We start from the raw sequence: 20,896 nt of genomic DNA on the forward strand, positions 1-20,896 counted from the left end.
GTTTTCCGATGTCGCCGGGCGTCCCAGCCTGGTGATTAAGCCATTCAAGCTCACCACCCGCTCCGGCAACGAGATGACCCTGTGCAAAAACTACGTTGTACCAGGCGGCTACTACGCGTTCATCCCCGCCACGCAGGATTTTATCAAAGGTAAAACCTACCCCTACGGCAACTGGGATTAACAGGGAAAATGGCTATGAACAAGATACTAATGCTCATGCTGCTGTTAGCGACCACCGCTGCAGCTCGCACAAACCTCAACCTTTGCAGTCGAAACAGGCCGCCAGCGGCGACTGGACGCTGCCCTACGGTGAGTGGTTTTTTTCATTTATTACTCCCAGGGATTTACCGTCAGCGGTGCTTCACGCCAGGATTATTGATACGGACGGGTATCTGTATACCTTCAACACCCTCGACATCGCCTCAAACGACCCAAATTCCGTCAAGGAATGGTCAGTCAGTGCCCACGGTTTTGGTATGCAATTTAACAGAGCCAAAAAACCACCGCAGTACATGATCTTCTGCTGGGAATCCTATATTGATCAGAAAACCTACGAAACCAGCGCCATGTTCGCACCGGACACCTGGCTGCGGATGAAAACCCCTGCCGATCATACCTGGGGCAATGGAGACACTATCTGGTATGACTCAATGGTGTTCGGCCTGTCCCCTGGCGGTAAGGTTAAGGTCTGGCTTTCCGATGTCGCCGGGCGTCCCAGCCTGGTGATTAAGCCATTCAAGCTCACCACCCGCTCCGGCAACGAGATGACCCTGTGCAAAAACTACGTTGTGCCTGGCGGCTACTTCGAGTTCATCCCTGCCACGCAGGATTTTATCAAAGGTAAAACCTACCCCTACGGCAACTGGGATTAACCGTAGAGGCTTAACCTTCGGCAGGGCATCATACAGCTCAGATTCAGAGCGATGTCCGTCCGAACGCCCCCTGCCAGTCCTGCTCAAACTTTTTGACCGCCGCATCTACCGCCGGAGAAGCGATAAACTGCTGCGCCACGTCCAGCGGTAAGGTGATGGATTCACAGCCCGCCAGCAGGCAATCCAGCGCCTGACGCGGCGTTTTAAAGCTCGCGGCCAGCACTTTAGCGTGCGGAGCGTGCAGGGTTAACAGCAGCTGGAGTTCTGCCACCGTCTGAATACCGTCACCGCCCTGCGCATCGACGCGATTGACGTAAGGCGCGATATACTCCGCCCCGGCAAGCGCCGCCAGCAGCCCCTGCGCGGCACCGTAAACGGCCGTACCGAGCGTTGGGATCCCTTCGGCTTTCAGAAGCTTAATGGCTGCAAGGCCTTCAGCGGTCACCGGCACTTTGACCACCAGGTCGGGCACGATGGCCCGCAGTTTACGTGCGTCCTGCACCATACCTTCGGCGGTAGTCGCCATCACCTGAGCGAACAGCGTTCCGCTACCACCGAGCGCTTCGCGCAGTGCCGGTAACAGACTTTCCAGCGCAACCTTCCCGCTCGCAACAATGCTGGGGTTAGTGGTCACACCGGCCAGTGGAAAAATACGGGCCAGACGTTTTACTGCCGCGACATCGGAGGTATCCAGATAGAGTTCCATTATTCAGCCTCAGGTATTTTGTGAAGTGTGGGTATGGTTCAAAAGTATACGCGGGCGACCTGCCTCCTTTTTGATTTGCGTCAATTCAACTTTCATTCGAAAGTAATTTAATCTTCATACGCAAACACTGAGGTGGTTTATGATCTTCAACATTCAGCGTTACTCGACACATGACGGCCCGGGCATTCGCACCGTGGTATTCCTTAAGGGATGCTCGCTGGGCTGCCGCTGGTGCCAAAACCCCGAGAGTCGCTCCACCACGCGCTCCCTGCTGTTCGACCCGCGCCTGTGTCTTGAAGGCTGCGAGCTCTGCCAACAGGCCGCACCGGAGGTCATCACCCGGGCGCTGAATGGTTTGCTTATTCACCGCGAAAAACTTAACAACGACCACTTTACCGCACTCACGGACTGTTGTCCGACCCAGGCACTGACGGTCTGCGGAGAAACGCAAAGCGTGGAACAGATTATGGCCACGGTGCTGCGTGATAAACCCTTCTACGACCGCAGCGGCGGCGGCATTACCCTTTCCGGCGGCGAGCCGTTCATGAACCCTGAACTTGCGCTGGCGCTGCTGAAAGAGAGCCACCAGCAGGGCATTCATACCGCTGTTGAGACCTGCCTGCACGTACCGTGGCGCTATATTGAACCCTGCCTGCCGTACATTGACCTGTTTCTCGCCGATCTCAAGCACGTCGATGGCGATATCTTCAAAACCTGGACCGATGGCTCAGCGAAGCGCGTGCTGGCGAATCTCAAACGCCTGGCCGATGCCGGGAAAACGCTGACCATTCGCGTGCCGCTGATCCCCGGCTTCAACGCCGACCGGGAGTCTATTACCGCTATTACTGAATTTGCCGCCAACGAGCTGCACGTTCGCGATATCCATTTTCTGCCGTATCACACCCTGGGCATGAACAAGTATCACCTGCTCGGCCAACCCTACTCCGCCCCTGACAAGCCGCTGGACAGTCCGTCATTGCTGGCCTTTGCGCAAGAAGTTGCCAGCCAACACGGGCTTACTGCGACCTTACGAGGATAAACCGATGACCATTCTGACTCTCAACACCCTGACAGACCGTATCCAGGCCCATAAAAACGCGCTGGTGCACATCGTTAAGCCGCCGGTTTGTACCGAGCGTGCCCGCCATTACACCGAGGCGTATCAGCAGAATATGGACAAACCTGTTGCTGTGCGTCGCGCGCTGGCGTTAGCGCATCATCTGGCGGAACGTACCATCTGGATTAAGCACGATGAACTGATTATTGGTAATCAGGCAAGCGAAGTCCGCGCGGCTCCCATCTTCCCGGAATACACCGTCAGCTGGATTGAGAAAGAGATAGACTCCCTCTCCGACCGTCCGGGAGCCGGGTTCGCGGTAAGCGAAGAGAACAAACGTGTACTGCACGAGGTTTGCCCGTGGTGGCGTGGGCAGACGGTGCAGGACCGCTGCTACGGGATGTTTACCGATGAACAAAAAGCGCTGCTGGCGACGGGCATTATCAAGGCGGAGGGCAACATGACCTCCGGTGATGCCCACCTGGCGGTGAACTTCCCGCTGCTGCTGGAAAAAGGGCTAGACGGGCTGCGTCATAAGGTAGACGAACGCCGTGGTCGCCTTAATCTGACCGTTCTCGACGATCTTCACGGCGAGCAGTTCCTGAAGGGCATCGACATCGTGCTGGCGGCGGTGAGCGAACACATCATCCGCTTTGCCACGCTGGCACGCACGATGGCACAAAGCGAGTCGCGCGCCCAGCGCCGCGACGAGCTGCTGATGATGGCTGAAAACTGCGACATCATCGCCCACCAGCCGCCTCAAACCTTCTGGCAGGCGCTGCAGCTGTGCTGGTTCATTCAGTTGATTTTGCAAATCGAATCCAACGGCCATTCGGTATCCTTTGGTCGCATGGACCAGTATCTGTATCCGTACTATCGCCGCGACGTGGAGCTGAACCAGAGCCTGAGCCGCGAGCAGAGCATTGAGCTGCTGCACAGCTGCTGGCTGAAGCTGCTGGAGGTGAATAAAATTCGCTCCGGCTCACACTCCAAAGCGTCGGCAGGCAGCCCGTTGTATCAGAACGTCACGATCGGCGGACAGAACCTGGTCAACGGCCAGCCGCAGGATGCGGTTAACCCGCTCTCTTACACCATTCTGGAATCCTGTGGTCGCCTGCGTTCGACCCAGCCAAACCTCAGCGTGCGTTATCACGCTGGCATGAGCAACGACTTCCTCGACGCCTGCGTGCAGGTCATCCGCTGCGGGTTCGGGATGCCCGCCTTCAACAACGATGAAATCGTGATCCCGGAGTTCATCAAGCTCGGCATTGAGCCGCAGGACGCTTACGACTATGCCGCCATCGGCTGTATCGAAACCGCCGTCGGCGGTAAATGGGGCTACCGCTGCACTGGGATGAGCTTTATCAACTTCGCCCGCGTAATGCTGGCGTCGCTTGAGGGCGGTCGCGATGCCACCAGCGGTAAAATCTTCCTGCCGCAGGCGCAGGCGCTGTCCAAAGGGAATTTCCGCAACTTCGACGACGTACTTGCCGCCTGGGATACGCAGATCCGCTACTACACCCGTAAATCGATTGAAATTGAATACGTGGTCGACACCATGCTTGAAGAGAACGTGCACGATATTCTGTGCTCGGCGCTGGTCGACGACTGCATCGAACGGGCGAAAAGCATCAAACAGGGCGGGGCGAAATATGACTGGGTCTCCGGCCTGCAGGTGGGGATCGCCAACCTTGGCAACAGCCTGGCGGCGGTGAAAAAGCTGGTGTTCGAACAGGGAGCGATAGGTCAGCAGCAGCTGGCCGCCGCGCTGGCAGATGACTTCGAGGGGCTGACCCATGAGCAACTGCGTCAGCGCCTTATCAACGGTGCACCAAAATACGGTAACGACGACGACAGCGTCGATGCCCTGCTGGTTCGTGCTTATCAGACCTACATCGACGAGCTGAAGCAGTACCACAACCCGCGCTATGGCCGTGGTCCCATCGGGGGGAATTACTATGCCGGGACCTCTTCCATTTCCGCTAACGTCCCGTTTGGCGCCGCAACCATGGCCACACCGGACGGCCGCAAAGCGGGAACCCCGCTGGCGGAAGGCGCAAGCCCGGCTTCCGGGACCGACCATCTCGGCCCAACGGCGGTGATAGGCTCCGTCGGCAAGCTGCCGGCAGGCTCCATCCTCGGCGGCGTGCTGCTGAACCAGAAGCTGAATCCGGCGACGCTTGAGAATGAATCAGACAAACAGAAGCTGATGGTCCTGCTGCGCACTTTCTTTGAAGTGCACAAAGGCTGGCATATTCAGTACAACATCGTCTCGCGTGAAACCCTGATGGAAGCAAAACAACATCCGGACCAGTATCGCGATCTGGTGGTGCGCGTGGCGGGCTACTCCGCCTTCTTCACCGCGCTGTCGCCAGACGCGCAGGACGATATCATCGCCCGTACTGAACATACGCTTTAACCTCTGTGGCCTGATGCCCCCTCTTCCATAAGGAGAAGGGGCTTTCATTCGAAATAAATTTGTGCAGGCCGTCACATTGTCAGTAGAATGTCCTGATATGCAGTGCTATCAGGAGCAGAAGTATGACCGTTAAAGTTATCGTCACTGATATGGACGGAACTTTCCTTAATGACGCCAAGAAGTACGATCGTGAACGTTTCCTGGCCCAATTCCAGCAGTTGAAGCAGCGAAATATCGAATTCGTGGTGGCCAGCGGTAACCAGTACTACCAGCTCATCTCCTTCTTCCCTGAAATTCTGAACGACATCTCTTTTGTCGCCGAGAACGGCGCGCTGGTGTTTGCTCACGGCGAACAGCTCTTTCACGGCGAGCTCACCCGTCATGAATCGCAGATCGTTATCGGTGAATTGCTAAAAGACAGCCATCTCAACTTTGTGGCCTGTGGTCTTGAGAGCGCGTACGTCAGCGACAAGGCCCCCGACGAGTTTGTCGCACTGATGTCGAAACACTATCACCGCCTGAAGCGCGTTGCCGATTATCAGGAGATTGACGATAAGCTGTTCAAATTCTCCCTTAATCTGCCGGACAGCGACATCCCGCAGCTGGTAGACAAACTTCATGTTTCCCTCGACGGCATCATGAAGCCGGTCACCAGCGGGTTTGGCTTTGTAGACTTGATTATCCCCGGTCTGCATAAGGCTAACGGTATCAGTCGTCTGCTGAAGCGCTGGCAGCTGTCACCGCAGGAGTGCGTGGCAATTGGTGACAGCGGCAACGACGCTGAAATGCTGAAGCTGGTGAAATACTCGTTTGCCATGGGTAACGCCGCCGAAGGCATCAAAGCCCTCGCCCGCTATCACACTGACGATAACAACCACGACGGCGCGCTGAATGTCATTCAGGCCGTACTCGATAACGACTCCCCCTTCGACGCCTGATCGAAAAACCGGAGCCCGGCTCCGGTTTCATTTTTTCTCTCCCTGCTGCCATCAACATCAAGTTATTTAACTTGCATTAACTTATTTTTAACTTAAAGTGTCACATGTAATCAAAATTACTTTCGAATGAAAGATAGAGAGGTTTCATCATGGCACTTACCTTTACCAGTACCACCCTGCCCGCCGACCACAAAGCAGCCATCCGACTGATGAAACAGACGCTGCGCCGCCGGATAGGTGATGTGCAGGCGGTCTTTGATAAGCTCAGCGCGCGAATTGAATCGCGGCTGGCGGAAATCGATGCACTGAAAGCCAAAGGGGGTACCGTATGGCCGGAGATTGATTACCGCGACCTAGCACAGGGAAAGGTAAGTGAGGCGCAGCACGAGGCTATCAAACGTCGCGGCTGTGCGGTGATTAAAGGGCATTTCCCGCGTGAGCAGGCGCTGGCGTGGGATCGCTCGATGCTTGAGTACCTCGACAATAACCACTTCGACGAGGTGTATAAAGGCCCGGGCGATACCTTTTTCGGTTCGCTTGAGGCGTCGCGTCCCGAGATTTACCCGATCTACTGGTCGCAGGCGCAGATGCAGGCGCGCCAGAGCGATGAAATGGCAACGGTGCAGTCGTTCCTGAACCGTCTGTGGACTTTCGAACGCGACGGCAAACGCTGGTTCGACCCGGATATCAGCGTCATTTACCCGGATCGCATTCGCCGTCGTCCGCCGGGAACCACCTCGAAAGGACTGGGTGCGCATACCGATTCCGGCGCGCTTGAGCGCTGGCTGCTGCCGGCTTACCAGCAGGTTTTTGCCAGCGTATTCAACGGCAACGTTAACGACTTCGATCCGTGGGATGCGGCGCACCGCACCGAAGTGGAAGAGTACAGCGTCGATAACACCACCAAATGCTCCGTGTTCCGCACCTTCCAGGGCTGGACGGCGCTGTCAGATATGATCCCTCATCAGGGGCTGCTGCACGTGGTGCCTGTCCCGGAAGCGATGGCGTATCTGCTGCTGCGCCCGCTGCTGGATGATGTGCCGGAAGATGAGCTGTGCGGCGTGGCGCCGGGGAAAGTGCTGCCGGTTTCCGAACAGTGGCACCCGCTGCTGATTAAAGCGCTGACCTCGATCCCGGCGCTCGAAGCCGGGGATTCGGTATGGTGGCACTGCGACGTTATTCACTCGGTAGCGCCGGTGAAAGATCAGCTGGGCTGGGGTAACGTGATGTACATTCCGGCAGCGCCGATGTGCGAGAAAAACCTCGCCTACGCGCACAAGGTCAGAAACGCGCTGGAGCACGGGGCATCACCGGGCGACTTCCCACGTGAGGACTACGAGGCCAACTGGCAGGGGCGCTTTACGCTCACCGACCTGAATGTCTACGGCCGCCGCGCGCTCGGGATGGACGTTTAGTCGTCATACAAACCTTCCCGTGATACGGGGGTACGCCTGCTGCCCGGGCGTACCCGCCGTACGGAATCCCGCACCACCAGGCTGCCGTTAAGCAACAGCGTCCCCACCGGGGCGTTCGGGCGAATCAGCCGTTGCTGGAGCAGATGCACCGCCTCCGTTCCCAGCTCATCGCGCGGCACGTGCACCGCGGTCAGCGGGACGTCCTGAATCGCCGCAAGGTTGAAGCCATCGATGCTCATCACCGAAACATCCTGCGGCACGCGCAGCCCCCTGCTGTGCAGCGCATTCATCGCCCCCACCGCCATAAAATCACTCCCTACCAGCAACGCCGTCGGCAGAGTTTTTCCGGCAAGATTATCCAGCCATTCGCCCACCAGCGCTTCGGTTTCTTTGGCACTGAAGTTCGACACCAGGATCAGATCCCGCGCACTCTGAAAACGCAGGTTATGCGTCTGCCAGGCCTCTTTGATACCGGTCAGGCGCAGCTCCATGGTATAGCGACGCAGGCACAGCACGTTGACCACCGATCGGTGTCCCATCTCGAACAGGTAGTTTGCCGCAAACTGGCCGATGAGCCGGTGATCGGGAGCTATCGACGGCAGACGCATCTTTTCGTCACGGCAGTTAATGAGAACGCAGGGTTTCCCGACGTCCGCCGCCAGATCGTGAATGTGGGTATCGTCAATACCCAACAGCACCGCCGCCTGGGTGTCGTTTTCATGCATACGGGTCAGAAACAGGTTGGCGTCGCTGTCGTTCTCCTCGAGCGCGCAAAAGCGCAGCCGGACCTCATGAGACGCCAGCGCTTTGTTGATGCTCTGGATAACACGGTAATAGAAGATGTCGGAGCGCTCATCAAAAGCACGCTGAGGGGCGAACACCAGCAGGCTGTTGAGCAGCATTCTGCCTGCCGCCATCCCCTCCATCACCCCCAGCTCCCGCGCGCAGGCGAGCACTTTCTCCCGCGCGGCTGGGCTGGTATTTGCCTTCCCCGCCAGCACCCGTGACACCGTGCTGGCAGAAAGCCCGGTACGCACGGAGATTTCCGCAATTTTGAGCTTTTTGTCCATTTTGTGATCTGCCTCCAGTTTGCGGATGAAAGAATTTTCACGGTAAAAACTCCCTGATATTCACCATGAGAGTCGATATTACCCGCCATAAATTTTCACACTGTGAAAATTCTTGCATAAAAAGCGCTATTGAGCCGGTTTTTTCTGACCTACTCTGATTTGGTCCGACAACTTCCATACTAGTTATCAGGACAATTTAAACAACAACGATAATATTTTCAAATAGATAGATTAACTGGTGTGACAACTTATGGATAAGTCACCCCATCTTCCCCCTACAATTCCTGGATGGAGATGTCTATGAGTCAGGACATTAATAACACCGTCGCCGCCAGTGGTTCTCGCCGGGTGGTTAAGAACCTGCGCTGGTGGGTGCTGGTCCTCTTTTTACTTGGCGTGACCGTTAACTACATTACCCGCAATTCACTGGGGATCATTGCCCCGGAACTGAAAGACAGCCTGGGCATTACCACCGAGCAGTACTCATGGATCGTTGGCGCTTTTCAGCTGGCCTACACCCTCTTCCAGCCGCTGTGCGGTTGGCTTATTGACGTTATCGGTCTCAAGCTCGGGTTTATGATTTGCGCCACACTGTGGGCCGTGGCCTGTATCGCCCATGCGGGTGCGGGTAACTGGCTGCACCTCGCTATTCTGCGCTTCTTTATGGGCGGCGCAGAGGCGGCGGCAACGCCAGCCAACGCCAAAACCATCGGCGAGTGGTTCCCAAAATCAGAGCGTCCGATTGCCGCAGGCTGGGCAGGCGTGGGTTTCTCCATCGGTGCGATGCTGGCTCCGCCTATCATCTATTTCGCTCACGCCTCGTTTGGCTGGCAAGGTGCCTTTATGTTCACCGGCGTGCTGGCACTGCTGTGGGTGATACTGTGGTGGGCGTTCTATCACAACCCGGACAAACACCCGAATCTGGGTAAGGCCGAGCTGGACTACATCAGGCAGGATAACGAAGCGCCACCGGTAAAACTACCCTTCCTGACCGCGCTGAAAACCGTGGGTAAAAACAAGCGCTTCTACGGCATCGCTATTCCGGCCTTTATGGCGGAACCGGCGTGGGCGGTGCTGAGCTTCTGGGTACCGCTGTATCTGGCCAAAGAACATGGCATGGATCTCAAGCAGATTGCCATGTTCGCCTGGCTCCCTTTCCTTGCCGCCGATCTCGGCAGCGTCGCGAGCGGTTACCTGACGAAGCTGTATACCCGCCTGTTCGGTGCTTCCCGCGTCAACTCGATTGTCGCAAGCTCGGTCACCGGCGCATTCCTGATGATTTCGCTGGGAATTGTTGCCATCACCCGTGACCCCTACATCACCATCGTCCTGATCTCCATCGGCGGCTTCGGCCATCAGATAATCTCCTGCATGCTGAGCGCCCTGGTGGTGGAATCTTTCGACAAAGGCCAGATGGCAACCGTTAACGGTATGCGCGGCTCGGCTGCGTGGATCGCAAGCTTCCTGTTCTCCCTGTTAATCGGGGTTACCGCCGACAAAATTGGCTTTAACCCACTGTTCATCGCCATGGGCTTTTTTGACCTGATTGGCGCCGTATTCCTGGTTTCCTTTATCGCTGAACGTCGCGCCAAACGCGCCTGAGAGTGGATGTAAATTATGAAGACGCTTAAACACTGGACATTTGAAACGCAGTCAGCCCATCACGTTGAGCTGAAAGTCGACGGCCAGCACAGACTGTGCCTGTATATGCTGGAACAAAATCTGTTCCGCGTGCTGATTAAACGCAAAGGCGAACTGGCGCTCGACCGTACCTGGAGCATCGCCCCGGCGCAGGATGTACCGTGGGAAGGTCGCTCCCGTGAAGACTTAAGTGGTTTTACTCTCCCCGCATGGACGCTGGTTCAGCGGGATAACCAGTTGACGATTGCCACCGAGCAGCTGCGCGTGACCGTCCACCAGCCGCTGTGGCTGGAATGGCATTATCGTGACGAGAGCGGTGAATGGCAGTACCTGACCGGCGACCGCCCGACCAGCGCCTATCTGCTCAACGCCCACGGCGACGGCGCCGCGCACTACCTGAGCCGCCGCAAAGACGAACGTTTTTACGGCCTTGGCGAAAAAGCGGGCGATCTGCAGCGCACCGGTAAACGTTTTGAAATGCGTAATCTCGATGCCATGGGCTACAACGCGGTCAGCACCGATCCGCTGTATAAACATATTCCATTTACGATAACCCAGCGCGCCGATGTCAGCCACGGCCTGTTCTACGACAACCTCAGCAGCTGCTGGTTAGATCTGGGTAAAGAAATCGACAACTATCACACCGCCTATCGCCGCTGGCAGGCCGAAGCTGGTGACATAGACTACTACATGTTTACCGGCAAGCGCGTACTCGACGTGACCAAAACCTTTGTGCGTCTGACCGGCAAAACCTTCTTCGGGCCGAAGTGGAGCCTGGGCTACAGCGGCTCCACCATGCACTACACCGACGCGCCGGACGCACAAAATCAGCTGATGAACTTCATCCGCCTGTGCGAAGAGCATGCTATCCCGTGCGATTCGTTCCAGCTCTCCTCCGGTTACACCTCGATAAACGGCAAGCGCTACGTCTTTAACTGGAACTACGACAAAGTGCCGCAGCCGAAGGTGATGAGCCAGGCTTTCCACGATGCGGGTCTGCACCTGGCGGCGAATATCAAGCCGTGCCTGCTGCAGGATCACCCGCGCTACCACGAAGTGGCAGAGCGCGGTCTGTTTATTCGCGACTCTGAATCCGATATGCCGGAGCGCTCCAGCTTCTGGGATGACGAAGGCTCCAACCTCGACTTTACCAACCCGGAAACCGTGGCCTGGTGGCAGGAAGGCGTCACCACTCAGCTGCTGGAAATGGGGATCGACTCCACCTGGAACGACAATAACGAATTCGAGGTCTGGGACGGCGAAGCCCGCTGCCATGGCTTCGGAAATGAGATTGCCATTAAGCATATCCGCCCGGTGATGCCACTGCTGATGATGCGCGCCTCGATGGAAGCGCAGCAGCGCTTCGCACCGGAAAAACGCCCGTACCTGATTTCACGCTCCGGCTGCGCCGGGATGCAGCGCTACGTGCAAACCTGGAGCGGCGATAACCGCACCAACTGGGATACTCTGCGCTACAACACCCGCATGGGCGTTGGCATGAGCCTTTCCGGTTTGTACAACGTCGGTCATGACGTGGCGGGCTTCTCCGGTGATAAACCGGATGCCGAACTGTTCGTCCGTTGGGTGCAAAACGGCGTGATGCACCCGCGCTTCACCATTCACTCCTGGAACGACGACCAGACGGTCAACGAGCCGTGGATGTACCCGGCGATCACTCCGGCTATCCGCAGCGCGATTGAGCTGCGCTACCGCCTGCTGCCGTACCTGTACACCCTGCTGTGGCAGGCACACGCCGAGGATGAGCCAATGCTACGCTCCACTTTCCTCGATCACGAACATGACGAGCAGACCTTCGAGGAGTGCGACGACTTCCTGCTGGGTCGCGATATTCTGGTAGCAAGCGTGGTGGAGCCAGGCCAGCGCGAGCGCCGCGTGTGGCTGCCCGCCAATGAAGCCGGCTGGTATGATTTCTACAGCCACGAGTGGTTCTCCGGCGGCCAGTGGATAACTCTCGATGCTCCGCTGGAAAAACTGCCGCTGCTGGTGCGCGCCGGTGCCGGTCTGCCGCTTAGCGAGCGTATTACCTGGGTTAATGCGAAGAAAGATGACCAACGAGAACTGCGCCTGTTCCCGCTGAAAGGCGTGGGGACAACCTTCGGACTGCTGTTTGAAGACGATGGCGAAAGCTGGGGCTATAAAGACGGCAACGCGCTGTGGCTGGAGTGGGAAATGGCGTGCAGTGCGAATACGGTCAACCTGAAGGTGAGCGCCCGCGGTGATTATGTTCCGGCGTGGAAAACGCTGCAGGTAACGCTCCCTGCAGGTGACAAGCGCAAACTGCTGATTAACGGTGTCGCCGCCGATACCTGGGTACGAAACTAAGCCGATAAACTAAGCCGATAGTTTCCATCAGTAACAAAATACGCCATGAGTGTAACTGCTCATGGCGTTTTAATTACGCCAGTTATACCCTCAAAGAGCCCCTTCCCCTGCGGATCCGAGACCATGAAAATAGTAACCGCCGTTTCCATTGCACTACTGCTTAGTTCCACAAGCGCGCTGGCATTTCAGGAAAAACCCGTACAGGAAGTTGCCGCCCAGAGCTCGCAGAAAAATACCCCGGCTCTGAGTCAGTTTTCTGATGACGATAATGATGGTGCAATTGCGCAGGCTTATGGTCCGGCGGCATTCAGTGGCACATCGGTCAGCAGCACTGTTTACCCCATGCCGGTACCACATTCTCAACGGTAAGTGCCCGAGAAAATGGCACCAGACAGTCCCCTCTCCCTTAGGGAGAGGGTCAGGGTGAAGGGAAGTTAACCGTCGATCCCTTTGCTACGCAGATAATCTTCGTAATTACCGGTGAAGTCCACCACGCGCTCTGGCGTAATTTCAATCACGCGGGTCGCCAGCGAGCTCACAAACTCACGGTCGTGGGAAACGAAAATCAGGGTGCCCTGATACATTTCCAGCGCCATGTTCAGCGATTCGATAGATTCCATATCCAGGTGGTTGGTTGGTTCGTCCATTACCAGGATGTTTGGTTTTTCCATCATCAGCTTACCAAACAGCATGCGGCCTTTTTCACCACCGGAGAGCACTTTGGCAGGCTTTTTGATATCGTCCTGGCTGAACAGCAGACGACCCAGAATGCTGCGCACAGCCTGCTCGTCGTCGCCTTCCTGCTTCCACTGGCTCATCCAGTCGAAGACGGTCAGGGAGTTTTCGAACTCATACTCATGGTCCTGCGCGTAGTAACCCACCTGCGCGTTTTCAGACCATTTCACGCTACCGTTGTCAGGCTGAAGCTCGCCTACCAGGGTTTTCAGCATGGTTGATTTACCCACGCCGTTGGCACCGATAATGGCAATCTTCTCGCCCACTTCCAGCAGCAGGTTGAAGTTTTTAAACAGCGGGCCGTCCTCAAAACCTTTCGCCAGCGCTTCGACTTCCAGCGCGTTACGGAACAGTTTCTTATCCTGTTCAAAGCGGATGAACGGGTTCTGACGGCTGGAGGCTTTGACTTCGTCGAGTTTGATTTTATCAATCTGACGAGCGCGCGAGGTCGCCTGACGTGATTTAGAGGCGTTGGCGCTAAAGCGGCTGACGAAGGACTGCAGGTCTGCTATCTGCGCTTTCTTCTTGGCGTTATCCGCCAGCAGACGTTCACGGGCCTGGGTTGCCGCCGTCATGTACTCGTCGTAGTTGCCCGGGTAAACGCGCAGTTCACCGTAATCGAGATCCGCCATGTGGGTGCAGACCATGTTCAGGAAGTGACGGTCGTGCGAGATAATGATCATGGTGCTGTCGCGATCGTTGAGCGTCTGCTCCAGCCAGCGGATGGTGTCGATGTCCAGGTTGTTCGTCGGTTCATCGAGCAGCAGGATATCCGGGTTGGAGAACAGCGCCTGCGCCAGCAGTACACGCAGCTTCCAGCCTGGAGCTACTTCGCTCATCGGGCCGTAGTGCTGTTCCACCGGAATGCCTACGCCAAGCAGCAGCTCACCGGCGCGGGATTCCGCGGAGTAGCCGTCCATTTCACCGTATTTAACTTCCAGATCGGCCACCTTATAGCCGTCCTCTTCGCTCATTTCTGCGAGGCCGTAGATGCGGTCGCGCTCCTGTTTCACTTCCCAGAGCTCCGCGTGACCCATGATCACGGTATCGAGCACGGTAAACTCTTCGAAGGCGAACTGGTCCTGGCGCAGCTTACCGATGCGCTCGTTAGGATCGAGAGAGACGTTGCCCAGCGTCGGTTCGAGATCGCCGCCGAGGATTTTCATAAAGGTGGATTTGCCGCTACCGTTGGCGCCAATCAGGCCGTAACGGTTGCCGCCGCCAAATTTGACGGAGATGTTTTCGAACAGCGGCTTACTGCCGAACTGCATGGTGACGTTGCTGGAGACTAACACGCGAAATACCCTGAGAGAGATGACAAACGGCATAGTATGCCATCAACCGCACCATATTTCACGGATACGGGCATTTTCTTTCCATTATTCCGAAATGCTTCCAACCGCCCGGGGAATTGCTACAGTTGAAACAAACGTAAAAAAAATGTGATTTAGTACACATCCGAATTCCTTGTTGGCAGGAATGCACATATAATGCGCTCCCATTGATGTTTGAATTCTCAATCAACCGCCTACATGGCCCTGATACTTCGCACACATGAAAATGAAACTCTCGACACTTTTTGCGGCGGCACTCGCCGTTGTAGGCTTTTGTAATACGGCATCAGCCGTCACTTACCCACTGCCAACCGACGGTAGCCGTCTGGTGGGTGAGAACCTGGTGACCACCATTCCTGAAGGCAATACCCAGCCGCTGGAGTATTTTGCGGCGAAGTACCAGATGGGCCTGTCTAACATGCTGGAGGCTAACCCTGGCGTGGACACCTACCTGCCGAAAGGCGGCACCGTGCTGAACATTCCTCAGCAGTTGATCCTGCCGGATACCGTGCATGAAGGTATTGTCATCAACAGTGCGGAAATGCGTCTGTATTACTACCCGAAAGGCACCAATACCGTTCTGGTACTGCCAATCGGTATCGGCCAGTTAGGCAAAGATACGCCAATCAACTGGACGACTAAGGTTGAACGTAAGAAAGCGGGCCCGACCTGGACCCCAACGGCGAAAATGCACGCGGAATATGCGGCAGCCGGTGAACCGCTGCCAGCGGTTGTTCCTGCTGGCCCGGACAACCCGATGGGTCTGTACGCGCTGTATATCGGTCGCCTGTACGCTATTCACGGCACCAACGCCAACTTCGGTATCGGCCTGCGCGTGAGCCACGGCTGTGTGCGTCTGCGTAACGAAGACATCAAGTTCCTGTTCGAAAACGTACCGGTAGGTACCCGCGTGCAGTTCATTGATGAGCCAGTGAAAGCCACTACCGAGCCGGATGGCAGCCGTTATGTGGAAGTCCACAACCCGCTCTCCGTGACGGAAGCGCAGTTCACCGGCGGCGAAATCGTACCAATCACCCTGACCAAAGCGGTGCAGACGGTGACCGGTCAGTCTGACGTTGACCAGAACGTACTGAATCAGGCGATTCAGAACCGTTCCGGGATGCCGGTTCGTCTGAACTAATTCAGGCAACAGAGACAAAAAAGGCGGATATTTTATCCGCCTTTTTTATTAGCCGTTATTCACAATCACAATGCCGCCGTGATCGTAGCGGTAGTGGCAATGCGCATATTCCAGCGGCGTACCGTCTTCCAGATACACCACCTGTTCCACCTCCAGCACCGGGTCGGCAGGCTCCTGCACCAGATGCGTTTTATCCAACGCTCCGGCTTTAATTGCCCGAACCACCCGATACGATCCCATGATTTTAAGCTCCAGCGTTTCCTGCACATAGCGAAACACAGAGCTCTCAAGATGACTTTTATTTAGCCCGGGTACCAGCGCCACCGGCATCACGGTCGTGTCGAGAGAAATCACCTCACCGTTGAGCAACCGCAGACGGACAAAATCATACACCGGCGCATCGGCATCAATCATTAGCGCGGTCTGCTCCTGCTCGGAGGGGAAACGCAGTTCAAAGCGCAGTACCTCGCTGCCCACTTTCCCGAGATGCTCCCAGGTCCTGGTGGCGCCAAAATAGTCGCTGCCCGCCAGATCCCACTGCGAGAGCTGGCGGAAGTTTTTACGCACGAAGGTGCCCTGCCCCTGGCGGGTGTAGATAACCCCTTCGACAATCAGCTGACGCATCGCCTGCTGAATGGTCATCCGGCTGGTCCCAAACTCGGCCGCCAGCGCGTGCTGATCGGGTAGCGGTTCGCCATCGTGATACTGCTGGCTGATTATCCGTTTGCGGATTTCCCGCGCGATGGTGAGATACTTCGCCGCCATGCCTGTTCCTTTCGTGGTAAGTGAGCGCCGGCAGGTTACATTTCTTCGCCGTTGCTGTGAATAGCCCGCTTCAGCCAGGCGTAACTTTTCTTCGGTACGCGTTTCAGGTCTTTGAGGTCGTGGTTATCGCGGTTAACGTACACCACGCCGTAGCGTTTACGCATATCGCCCTGCGAGCTGAGAATATCGATAAGCCCCCAGCCGAGATAGCCGATAACCTCTGCGCCATCCTCCTCCATCGCCGCGCGCATCGCGTTAATATGCTCACGGTGATAGTCGATACGGTAATCATCTTCGACAGGGTTCACCCCATCCCACGCCTCAATCACCCCAATACCGTTTTCAATTGGGAATACCGGCATCCGCCAGTCGTTGTAATAGCGGGTGATGATTGTGCGGAACCCCAGCGGATCTATCTGCCAGTTCCACTCGGTGGCTTTCAGGAACGGGTTACGTTTATCACCAAACAGCATGTAGTTGTTGACCGGGGTCCCTTGCGGAATCGCATCGCTGTCCAGGGTGCGGCTGGCGTAATAGCTGAACGCCAGGTAGTCATTTTTGATGGTGGCGAGCAGCGCCAGATCTTCTTCACGGTAGATATCGTTAAAACCTTCACGCGCCACCAGCGTCAGCACTTCCGGGCTGTAGCCTTCCCCCGCATAGACCCGCAGCAGGTTCTGGTTGAAGAACTCATCTAACTGCTGCGCGCAGAGGTAATCCCGTGGTTTGCAGGTGGCCGGATACACCAGCGCATGCGCCAGCATACCGCCCATCAGCTGCCGCGGGTGCGTCTCATGCAGGTAGTGGGTGAGGTGAGCGTGGGCCATCATCACATGATGCTGGATGGCGTACATGTCGCGCAGGGTTTTGTCACCCCGCGTATAGCCGGAAATCAGAAACGCCTCCGGGCCGTGATAGAGGTTCTGCTCGTTGAAGGTCAGCCAGTATTTCACCTTGCTACCGTAGCAGTCGATCATCTTCTGCCCGTAGCGCACGAACGCCTCCATCACCCGGCGATCGGTGAAGCCGTTATACTCATTTGCCAGATGCAGCGGCATATCGAAGTGGTACAGGCAAATCATCGGCTCGATGCCGCGGGCGATCAGCGCGTCGATAAAGCGGTGATAGAAAGCAATGCCCTCTTCGTTAAACGCCCCATCGCCGGTCGGGCAGACGCGGCTCCAGGCAATCTGGAAGCGATAGCAGTTCATGCCCAGATCTTTCATCAAATCGAAATCTTCTTCGTAGCGATGGTAGGAATCGGTCGCCACTTTCCAGTCTGACGAATTTTCACCCGGCTCGCGAATGTCGTACACCGACATCCCTTTTCCCCCCTCGTTCCATGCCCCTTCGGTCTGCATGCTGGATACTGAGTTACCCCATAAAAAATCGGCTGGCAGCTTTTTCATCACGTCGCTCCGTAATATGACTAGTCATTTAACTATAATGACTAGTCATATTAATAGCGAGCAGAAAAACAGCAAAGATCGGGATCGTTTTTTGTGAGCGCGGTTGAAAAATGGGTGGGCCGGGTGAGGCGTTAGCCACACCCGGCAGGATGGAAGGTTACTGCTGTGCGAGCTGTTCGCGGCGATAGCCACCCTGACGCTCCAGCATCCAGCCCGGATACTCGTTCGGCAGAGCGCTAACCGTATCCAGCTGCTTCAGTTCATCCTCAGTGAGACGAATAGCCGTTGCGGCGATATTATCCTGCAGCTGATCCGGACGTTTCGCCCCAACGATGACGCTGCTGACCGCCGGCTGATGCAGCAGCCAGGCCAGCGCAATCTGCGCCACAGAAACCCCTTTGTGTTCGGCGATTCGCCGCATGACGTCGATACAGTCGAAAGCCCGGTCCTTATTCACCGGTGGGAAATCGAATTCCTGACGACGGCTTCCGGCCTCACCGCTCTGGCCGTTACGATCGTACTTGCCGCTCAGCAGGCCGCCTGCCAGAGGGCTCCAGACCATCAGCCCAACGCCTTCGCTCTGCATCATCGGCACCAGTTCGCGCTCCAGGTCGCGCCCGGCAATGGTGTAGTACGCCTGCAGCGAAACAAAGCGTGCCAGCCCCAGGCGGTCAGAAATGCCCAGCGCTTTCATGATTTGCCACGCCGCCCAGTTAGAAACGCCGACGTAGCGAACATGGCCGTGCTGAACCAGATTATCCAGCGCGTACAGCGTCTCTTCCATCGGCGTTGCTGGGTCAAAACCGTGCAATTGGTACAGATCGATATGATCCAGCTGCAGACGTCGCAGACTTTCTTTGACGCTGTTCATGATGTGATAGCGGGAGCTGCCGCGGGAATTCACCCCGGCGGTGCCGGTTTCACCAAACACTTTGGTGGCGACAACGACGTTTTCGCGCGGCACACGCAGGTTTTTCAGCGCCTGGCCGGTAATCTCTTCTGAGCGTCCTTCAGAATAGACGTTGGCGGTATCAATGAAGTTAATGCCGGCATCCAGCGCGCTGCCGACCAACTGTTCAGCCTCCGTCTGGCGCAGCTGACCAATTTTCCCCCACATCCCCTCTTCACCGCCGAAGGTCATGGTGCCAAGGCACAGTTCAGAAACGAACAAACCGGTATTGCCTAATTTCTGGTATCGCATAGGGATCTCCTCGAGATGGCTCATCGTGAGTGCCCTATAGTTATAGCCAGTACAGCCGGTTTGCGAATGTGGTAATTCTGCCCGTTTCTTGCCTGATCCTCTTTATCTCAGTTGAAAGAGCGCGTAGCCGACCAGCGCCGCCCAGAACAGCAGCGGGACAGAATAGAGGTGAAAGCGCCACCAGATGCGGCGATCGTTGGCCATGCGAAGCGCAATCAGGTTCGCCAGCGAGCCGGGCAATAGCCCAAAACCACCGACGTTCACCGCCCAGGCAAGCAGCGCCGAAGGCGGCACCGTATTGAGAAGCAGAATGGTCGCCGGAACGTTGCTGATAAACTGCGACAGGCCGATGGCCGTGAGCCACAGCCCGCCCTCCGAAAGCTGGCTTACGCCGTGCAGGCTCTGCTGCAATATCGGCAGTTGGATCAGCAGGTGTACGTCGATAAACATGGCGATGAATACCAGCAGCAGCGTCCAGTCGACGCTAAAAATCACCCGACGCGCCAACAGAAGGAACCCGGCGGCAATCAGCGCCAGCCCCCACAGCTCCTGCTTCATCTCCAGGGCAACGAGGAACACCACGTACAAACCCAGACAGCTCCACACCAGCCGCGGCGACCACTCCGGCGTGCGGTCACTGCTCTGAAAACGCAGCGCTTTCGCCGGGAAACAGAACCAGCACAGCACCAGCAACGTCAGCATCATCGCCAGCGCTAACGGCAGCATCTGGCCGATAAACGCAGTAAAAGAGAGTCCGGAACGCCCCCACAGCAGGATGTTTTGCGGGTTGCCAATGGGCGTCAGCAGCGAGCCAGCGTTCACCGCCAGCGCTTCGAAAATGATGATCCGATTGACCGGCAGCGCGCACCACTTCTTTAGCGTGATGGTCAGCGGCACCACGATAAACAGCGCTACATCATTGGTCAGAAAGGTCGACAGCAGCGCGGCGGCCAGCAGCATAAATATCGCCAGCTGGCGTTCGGTGACAAATCGGCGGGCCATTCTGCGGCCCAGTACATCAAAATAGCCGCTTTGTTCAACGCCTTTGGTGAGCAGCATTAACCCGCTCAGGGTGATAATGGTGTGCCAGTCGATGGCGGCCGGCCAGCGAGAAGGGGCGAAGGGAACCAGAAAACTCAGCAGGACGCCAATGATAATCAGCAGGTGCAGAAAGCGATCGCGCGCCAGGGCGCGCAAAATCGGCAGACTCATTCAGCGTTATGCCCGTGTTTTTCGTTGTAGCGACGGAACACTTCCAGCGTTTCCTCGCAGACGTGGTGCTCTACCCCTTCCGCATCGCGGCGGGCATTTTCCGGGCTGACGCCGATGGTCAGCAGGAAAGTTTCAACTATCTGGTGGCGTTCACGGCTGGCCTGCGCCAGCTTCTCCCCTTCCGGGGTCAGGAATACGCCGCGCCACGGGATCTGTTCAATCAGGCCAACACCGGCCAGACGCTTGAGCATTTTAGCAACCGTCGGCTGGGAAACCCCAAGACGCGCCGCCATATCGACCTGGCGTGCTTCTCCGGATTCATGGATGAGGTCAGAGATCAACTCAACGTAATCATCAATCAGCTCGCGACGATGCGCTTCACGCACCTGACGAAAGCCTTCAACATGCTCTTCAACATTAACCAACTGCGTCACTTTTTTTGTTATTGGCTTACCTTCGCGACGGCTCATCGTGCTTCCTCATCAGTGTGGCGCGGCCTCGCACCCTATAAAGGACGACCATTGTATAGGATCGTGCTCTGAGCACAAAAAATTAACGTCTTAGCCATAGCTATAAGATATAGCCTGTGCTATATCTGTATACAACACGAACATCCTTCAGGGAGTGAAGGACCAGAA

General features: G+C 56.5%; 17 protein-coding genes and 1 pseudogene. 10 read left to right on the forward strand and 8 right to left on the reverse strand.

Features of this window, described 5'->3' with window-relative positions:
• Both C7387_RS09920 and C7387_RS09925 read left to right on the forward strand, forming a co-directional pair.
• Nucleotides 1-181, forward strand: a pseudogene (locus C7387_RS09920) (DUF2931 family protein); the annotation flags it as partial.
• An 82-nt stretch (nucleotides 182-263) separates the two neighbouring features.
• Nucleotides 264-872 carry a DUF2931 family protein gene (locus C7387_RS09925; protein ID WP_244922359.1) on the forward strand — a complete coding sequence of 203 codons (609 nt, stop codon included), beginning with the start codon at nucleotides 264-266 and terminating at the stop codon, nucleotides 870-872.
• 43 nt (nucleotides 873-915) lie between these two features.
• Here C7387_RS09925 and fsa read toward each other — a convergent pair whose 3' ends face one another.
• Nucleotides 916-1,578, reverse strand: a complete 663-nt coding sequence (gene fsa, locus C7387_RS09930) for a fructose-6-phosphate aldolase (RefSeq protein ID WP_006819174.1) — start codon at nucleotides 1,576-1,578, stop codon at nucleotides 916-918.
• Nucleotides 1,579-1,717: 139 nt separating this feature from the next.
• Between fsa and C7387_RS09935 the strand changes: the two genes are divergently transcribed.
• From C7387_RS09935 to C7387_RS09950, 4 genes are all read left to right on the forward strand, one after another.
• Nucleotides 1,718-2,617, forward strand: a complete 900-nt coding sequence (locus tag C7387_RS09935) for a glycyl-radical enzyme activating protein (protein WP_120816592.1) — start codon at nucleotides 1,718-1,720, stop codon at nucleotides 2,615-2,617.
• A 4-nt stretch (nucleotides 2,618-2,621) separates the two neighbouring features.
• Entirely contained in the window at nucleotides 2,622-5,054 is a 2,433-nt protein-coding gene (locus C7387_RS09940) for a formate C-acetyltransferase/glycerol dehydratase family glycyl radical enzyme (RefSeq protein ID WP_120816593.1), read from the forward strand.
• A gap of 122 nt (nucleotides 5,055-5,176) precedes the next feature.
• Nucleotides 5,177-5,992 carry a Cof-type HAD-IIB family hydrolase gene (locus C7387_RS09945; RefSeq protein WP_006819171.1) on the forward strand — a complete coding sequence of 272 codons (816 nt, stop codon included), beginning with the start codon at nucleotides 5,177-5,179 and terminating at the stop codon, nucleotides 5,990-5,992.
• Between the two features lie 149 nt (nucleotides 5,993-6,141).
• Nucleotides 6,142-7,407, forward strand: coding sequence for a DUF1479 domain-containing protein (locus C7387_RS09950; RefSeq protein ID WP_120816594.1), 1,266 nt, complete (start codon nucleotides 6,142-6,144; stop codon nucleotides 7,405-7,407).
• Here the strand turns inward: C7387_RS09950 and C7387_RS09955 are convergent.
• Complete coding sequence (locus C7387_RS09955) at nucleotides 7,404-8,477, reverse strand: LacI family DNA-binding transcriptional regulator (protein ID WP_006819169.1); 1,074 nt, start codon at nucleotides 8,475-8,477, stop codon at nucleotides 7,404-7,406. The two genes, C7387_RS09950 and C7387_RS09955, sit on opposite strands and share 4 nt — an antisense overlap.
• Nucleotides 8,478-8,777: 300 nt before the next feature.
• Between C7387_RS09955 and C7387_RS09960 the strand changes: the two genes are divergently transcribed.
• The 3 genes from C7387_RS09960 to C7387_RS09970 all read left to right on the forward strand — a co-directional run bounded on the left by C7387_RS09960 (nucleotide 8,778) and on the right by C7387_RS09970 (nucleotide 12,830).
• Nucleotides 8,778-10,079, forward strand: coding sequence for an MFS transporter (locus C7387_RS09960; protein WP_040903424.1), 1,302 nt, complete (start codon nucleotides 8,778-8,780; stop codon nucleotides 10,077-10,079).
• A gap of 15 nt (nucleotides 10,080-10,094) precedes the next feature.
• Nucleotides 10,095-12,461 (forward strand): glycoside hydrolase family 31 protein, encoded by a 2,367-nt coding sequence (locus C7387_RS09965; protein WP_120816595.1) that lies wholly within the window; start codon nucleotides 10,095-10,097, stop codon nucleotides 12,459-12,461.
• Between the two features lie 123 nt (nucleotides 12,462-12,584).
• A complete protein-coding gene (locus C7387_RS09970) occupies nucleotides 12,585-12,830 on the forward strand; it encodes a hypothetical protein (RefSeq protein WP_006819165.1) in 246 nt (81 codons plus the stop codon).
• A gap of 65 nt (nucleotides 12,831-12,895) precedes the next feature.
• Here the strand turns inward: C7387_RS09970 and C7387_RS09975 are convergent, their stop codons facing one another.
• Nucleotides 12,896-14,491, reverse strand: a complete 1,596-nt coding sequence (locus C7387_RS09975) for an ABC-F family ATPase (protein ID WP_120816743.1) — start codon at nucleotides 14,489-14,491, stop codon at nucleotides 12,896-12,898.
• A gap of 259 nt (nucleotides 14,492-14,750) precedes the next feature.
• On the opposite strand from C7387_RS09975, the gene ldtB reads away from it, so the two are divergent.
• Nucleotides 14,751-15,671: a L,D-transpeptidase gene (gene ldtB, locus C7387_RS09980; protein WP_006819163.1), complete on the forward strand. Its 921-nt coding sequence runs from the start codon at nucleotides 14,751-14,753 to the stop codon at nucleotides 15,669-15,671.
• Nucleotides 15,672-15,719: 48 nt separating this feature from the next.
• Here ldtB and C7387_RS09985 read toward each other — a convergent pair whose 3' ends face one another.
• The 5 genes from C7387_RS09985 to mntR form a co-directional block, all read right to left on the reverse strand.
• Nucleotides 15,720-16,436: a GntR family transcriptional regulator gene (locus C7387_RS09985; protein ID WP_006819162.1), complete on the reverse strand. Its 717-nt coding sequence runs from the start codon at nucleotides 16,434-16,436 to the stop codon at nucleotides 15,720-15,722.
• A gap of 35 nt (nucleotides 16,437-16,471) precedes the next feature.
• Nucleotides 16,472-17,848, reverse strand: coding sequence for a glycoside hydrolase family 1 protein (locus C7387_RS09990; protein WP_120816596.1), 1,377 nt, complete (start codon nucleotides 17,846-17,848; stop codon nucleotides 16,472-16,474).
• Between the two features lie 154 nt (nucleotides 17,849-18,002).
• Nucleotides 18,003-19,046 (reverse strand): aldo/keto reductase, encoded by a 1,044-nt coding sequence (locus tag C7387_RS09995; RefSeq protein ID WP_120816597.1) that lies wholly within the window; start codon nucleotides 19,044-19,046, stop codon nucleotides 18,003-18,005.
• 102 nt (nucleotides 19,047-19,148) lie between these two features.
• The gene (locus C7387_RS10000; RefSeq protein ID WP_006819159.1) at nucleotides 19,149-20,258 is read right to left on the reverse strand and encodes an anion transporter; all 1,110 of its coding nucleotides are present in this window, start codon (nucleotides 20,256-20,258) and stop codon (nucleotides 19,149-19,151) included.
• The gene (gene mntR / locus C7387_RS10005; RefSeq protein WP_006819158.1) at nucleotides 20,255-20,728 is read right to left on the reverse strand and encodes a manganese-binding transcriptional regulator MntR; all 474 of its coding nucleotides are present in this window, start codon (nucleotides 20,726-20,728) and stop codon (nucleotides 20,255-20,257) included. Before mntR ends, C7387_RS10000 begins: the two co-directional genes overlap by 4 nt.
• Nucleotides 20,729-20,896: the final 168 nt, after the last annotated feature.

It is taken from the genome of Yokenella regensburgei, assembly GCF_003634235.1.
Taxonomy (GTDB): Bacteria; Pseudomonadota; Gammaproteobacteria; order Enterobacterales; family Enterobacteriaceae; genus Yokenella; species Yokenella regensburgei.

Excerpts from the sequence above, each read along its gene's own strand:
- fsa (WP_006819174.1), bottom strand. The coding sequence starts at position 1,578 with ATGGAACTCTATCTGGATACCTCCGATGTCGCGGCAGTAAAACGTCTG.
- C7387_RS09935 (WP_120816592.1), top strand. The coding sequence starts at position 1,718 with ATGATCTTCAACATTCAGCGTTACTCGACACATGACGGCCCGGGCATT.
- C7387_RS09940 (WP_120816593.1), top strand. The coding sequence starts at position 2,622 with ATGACCATTCTGACTCTCAACACCCTGACAGACCGTATCCAGGCCCAT.
- C7387_RS09945 (WP_006819171.1), top strand. The coding sequence starts at position 5,177 with ATGACCGTTAAAGTTATCGTCACTGATATGGACGGAACTTTCCTTAAT.
- C7387_RS09950 (WP_120816594.1), top strand. The coding sequence starts at position 6,142 with ATGGCACTTACCTTTACCAGTACCACCCTGCCCGCCGACCACAAAGCA.
- C7387_RS09955 (WP_006819169.1), bottom strand. The coding sequence starts at position 8,477 with ATGGACAAAAAGCTCAAAATTGCGGAAATCTCCGTGCGTACCGGGCTT.
- C7387_RS09960 (WP_040903424.1), top strand. The coding sequence starts at position 8,778 with ATGAGTCAGGACATTAATAACACCGTCGCCGCCAGTGGTTCTCGCCGG.
- C7387_RS09965 (WP_120816595.1), top strand. The coding sequence starts at position 10,095 with ATGAAGACGCTTAAACACTGGACATTTGAAACGCAGTCAGCCCATCAC.
- C7387_RS09970 (WP_006819165.1), top strand. The coding sequence starts at position 12,585 with ATGAAAATAGTAACCGCCGTTTCCATTGCACTACTGCTTAGTTCCACA.
- ldtB (WP_006819163.1), top strand. The coding sequence starts at position 14,751 with ATGAAAATGAAACTCTCGACACTTTTTGCGGCGGCACTCGCCGTTGTA.
- C7387_RS09985 (WP_006819162.1), bottom strand. The coding sequence starts at position 16,436 with ATGGCGGCGAAGTATCTCACCATCGCGCGGGAAATCCGCAAACGGATA.
- C7387_RS09995 (WP_120816597.1), bottom strand. The coding sequence starts at position 19,046 with ATGCGATACCAGAAATTAGGCAATACCGGTTTGTTCGTTTCTGAACTG.
- C7387_RS10000 (WP_006819159.1), bottom strand. The coding sequence starts at position 20,258 with ATGAGTCTGCCGATTTTGCGCGCCCTGGCGCGCGATCGCTTTCTGCAC.
- mntR (WP_006819158.1), bottom strand. The coding sequence starts at position 20,728 with ATGAGCCGTCGCGAAGGTAAGCCAATAACAAAAAAAGTGACGCAGTTG.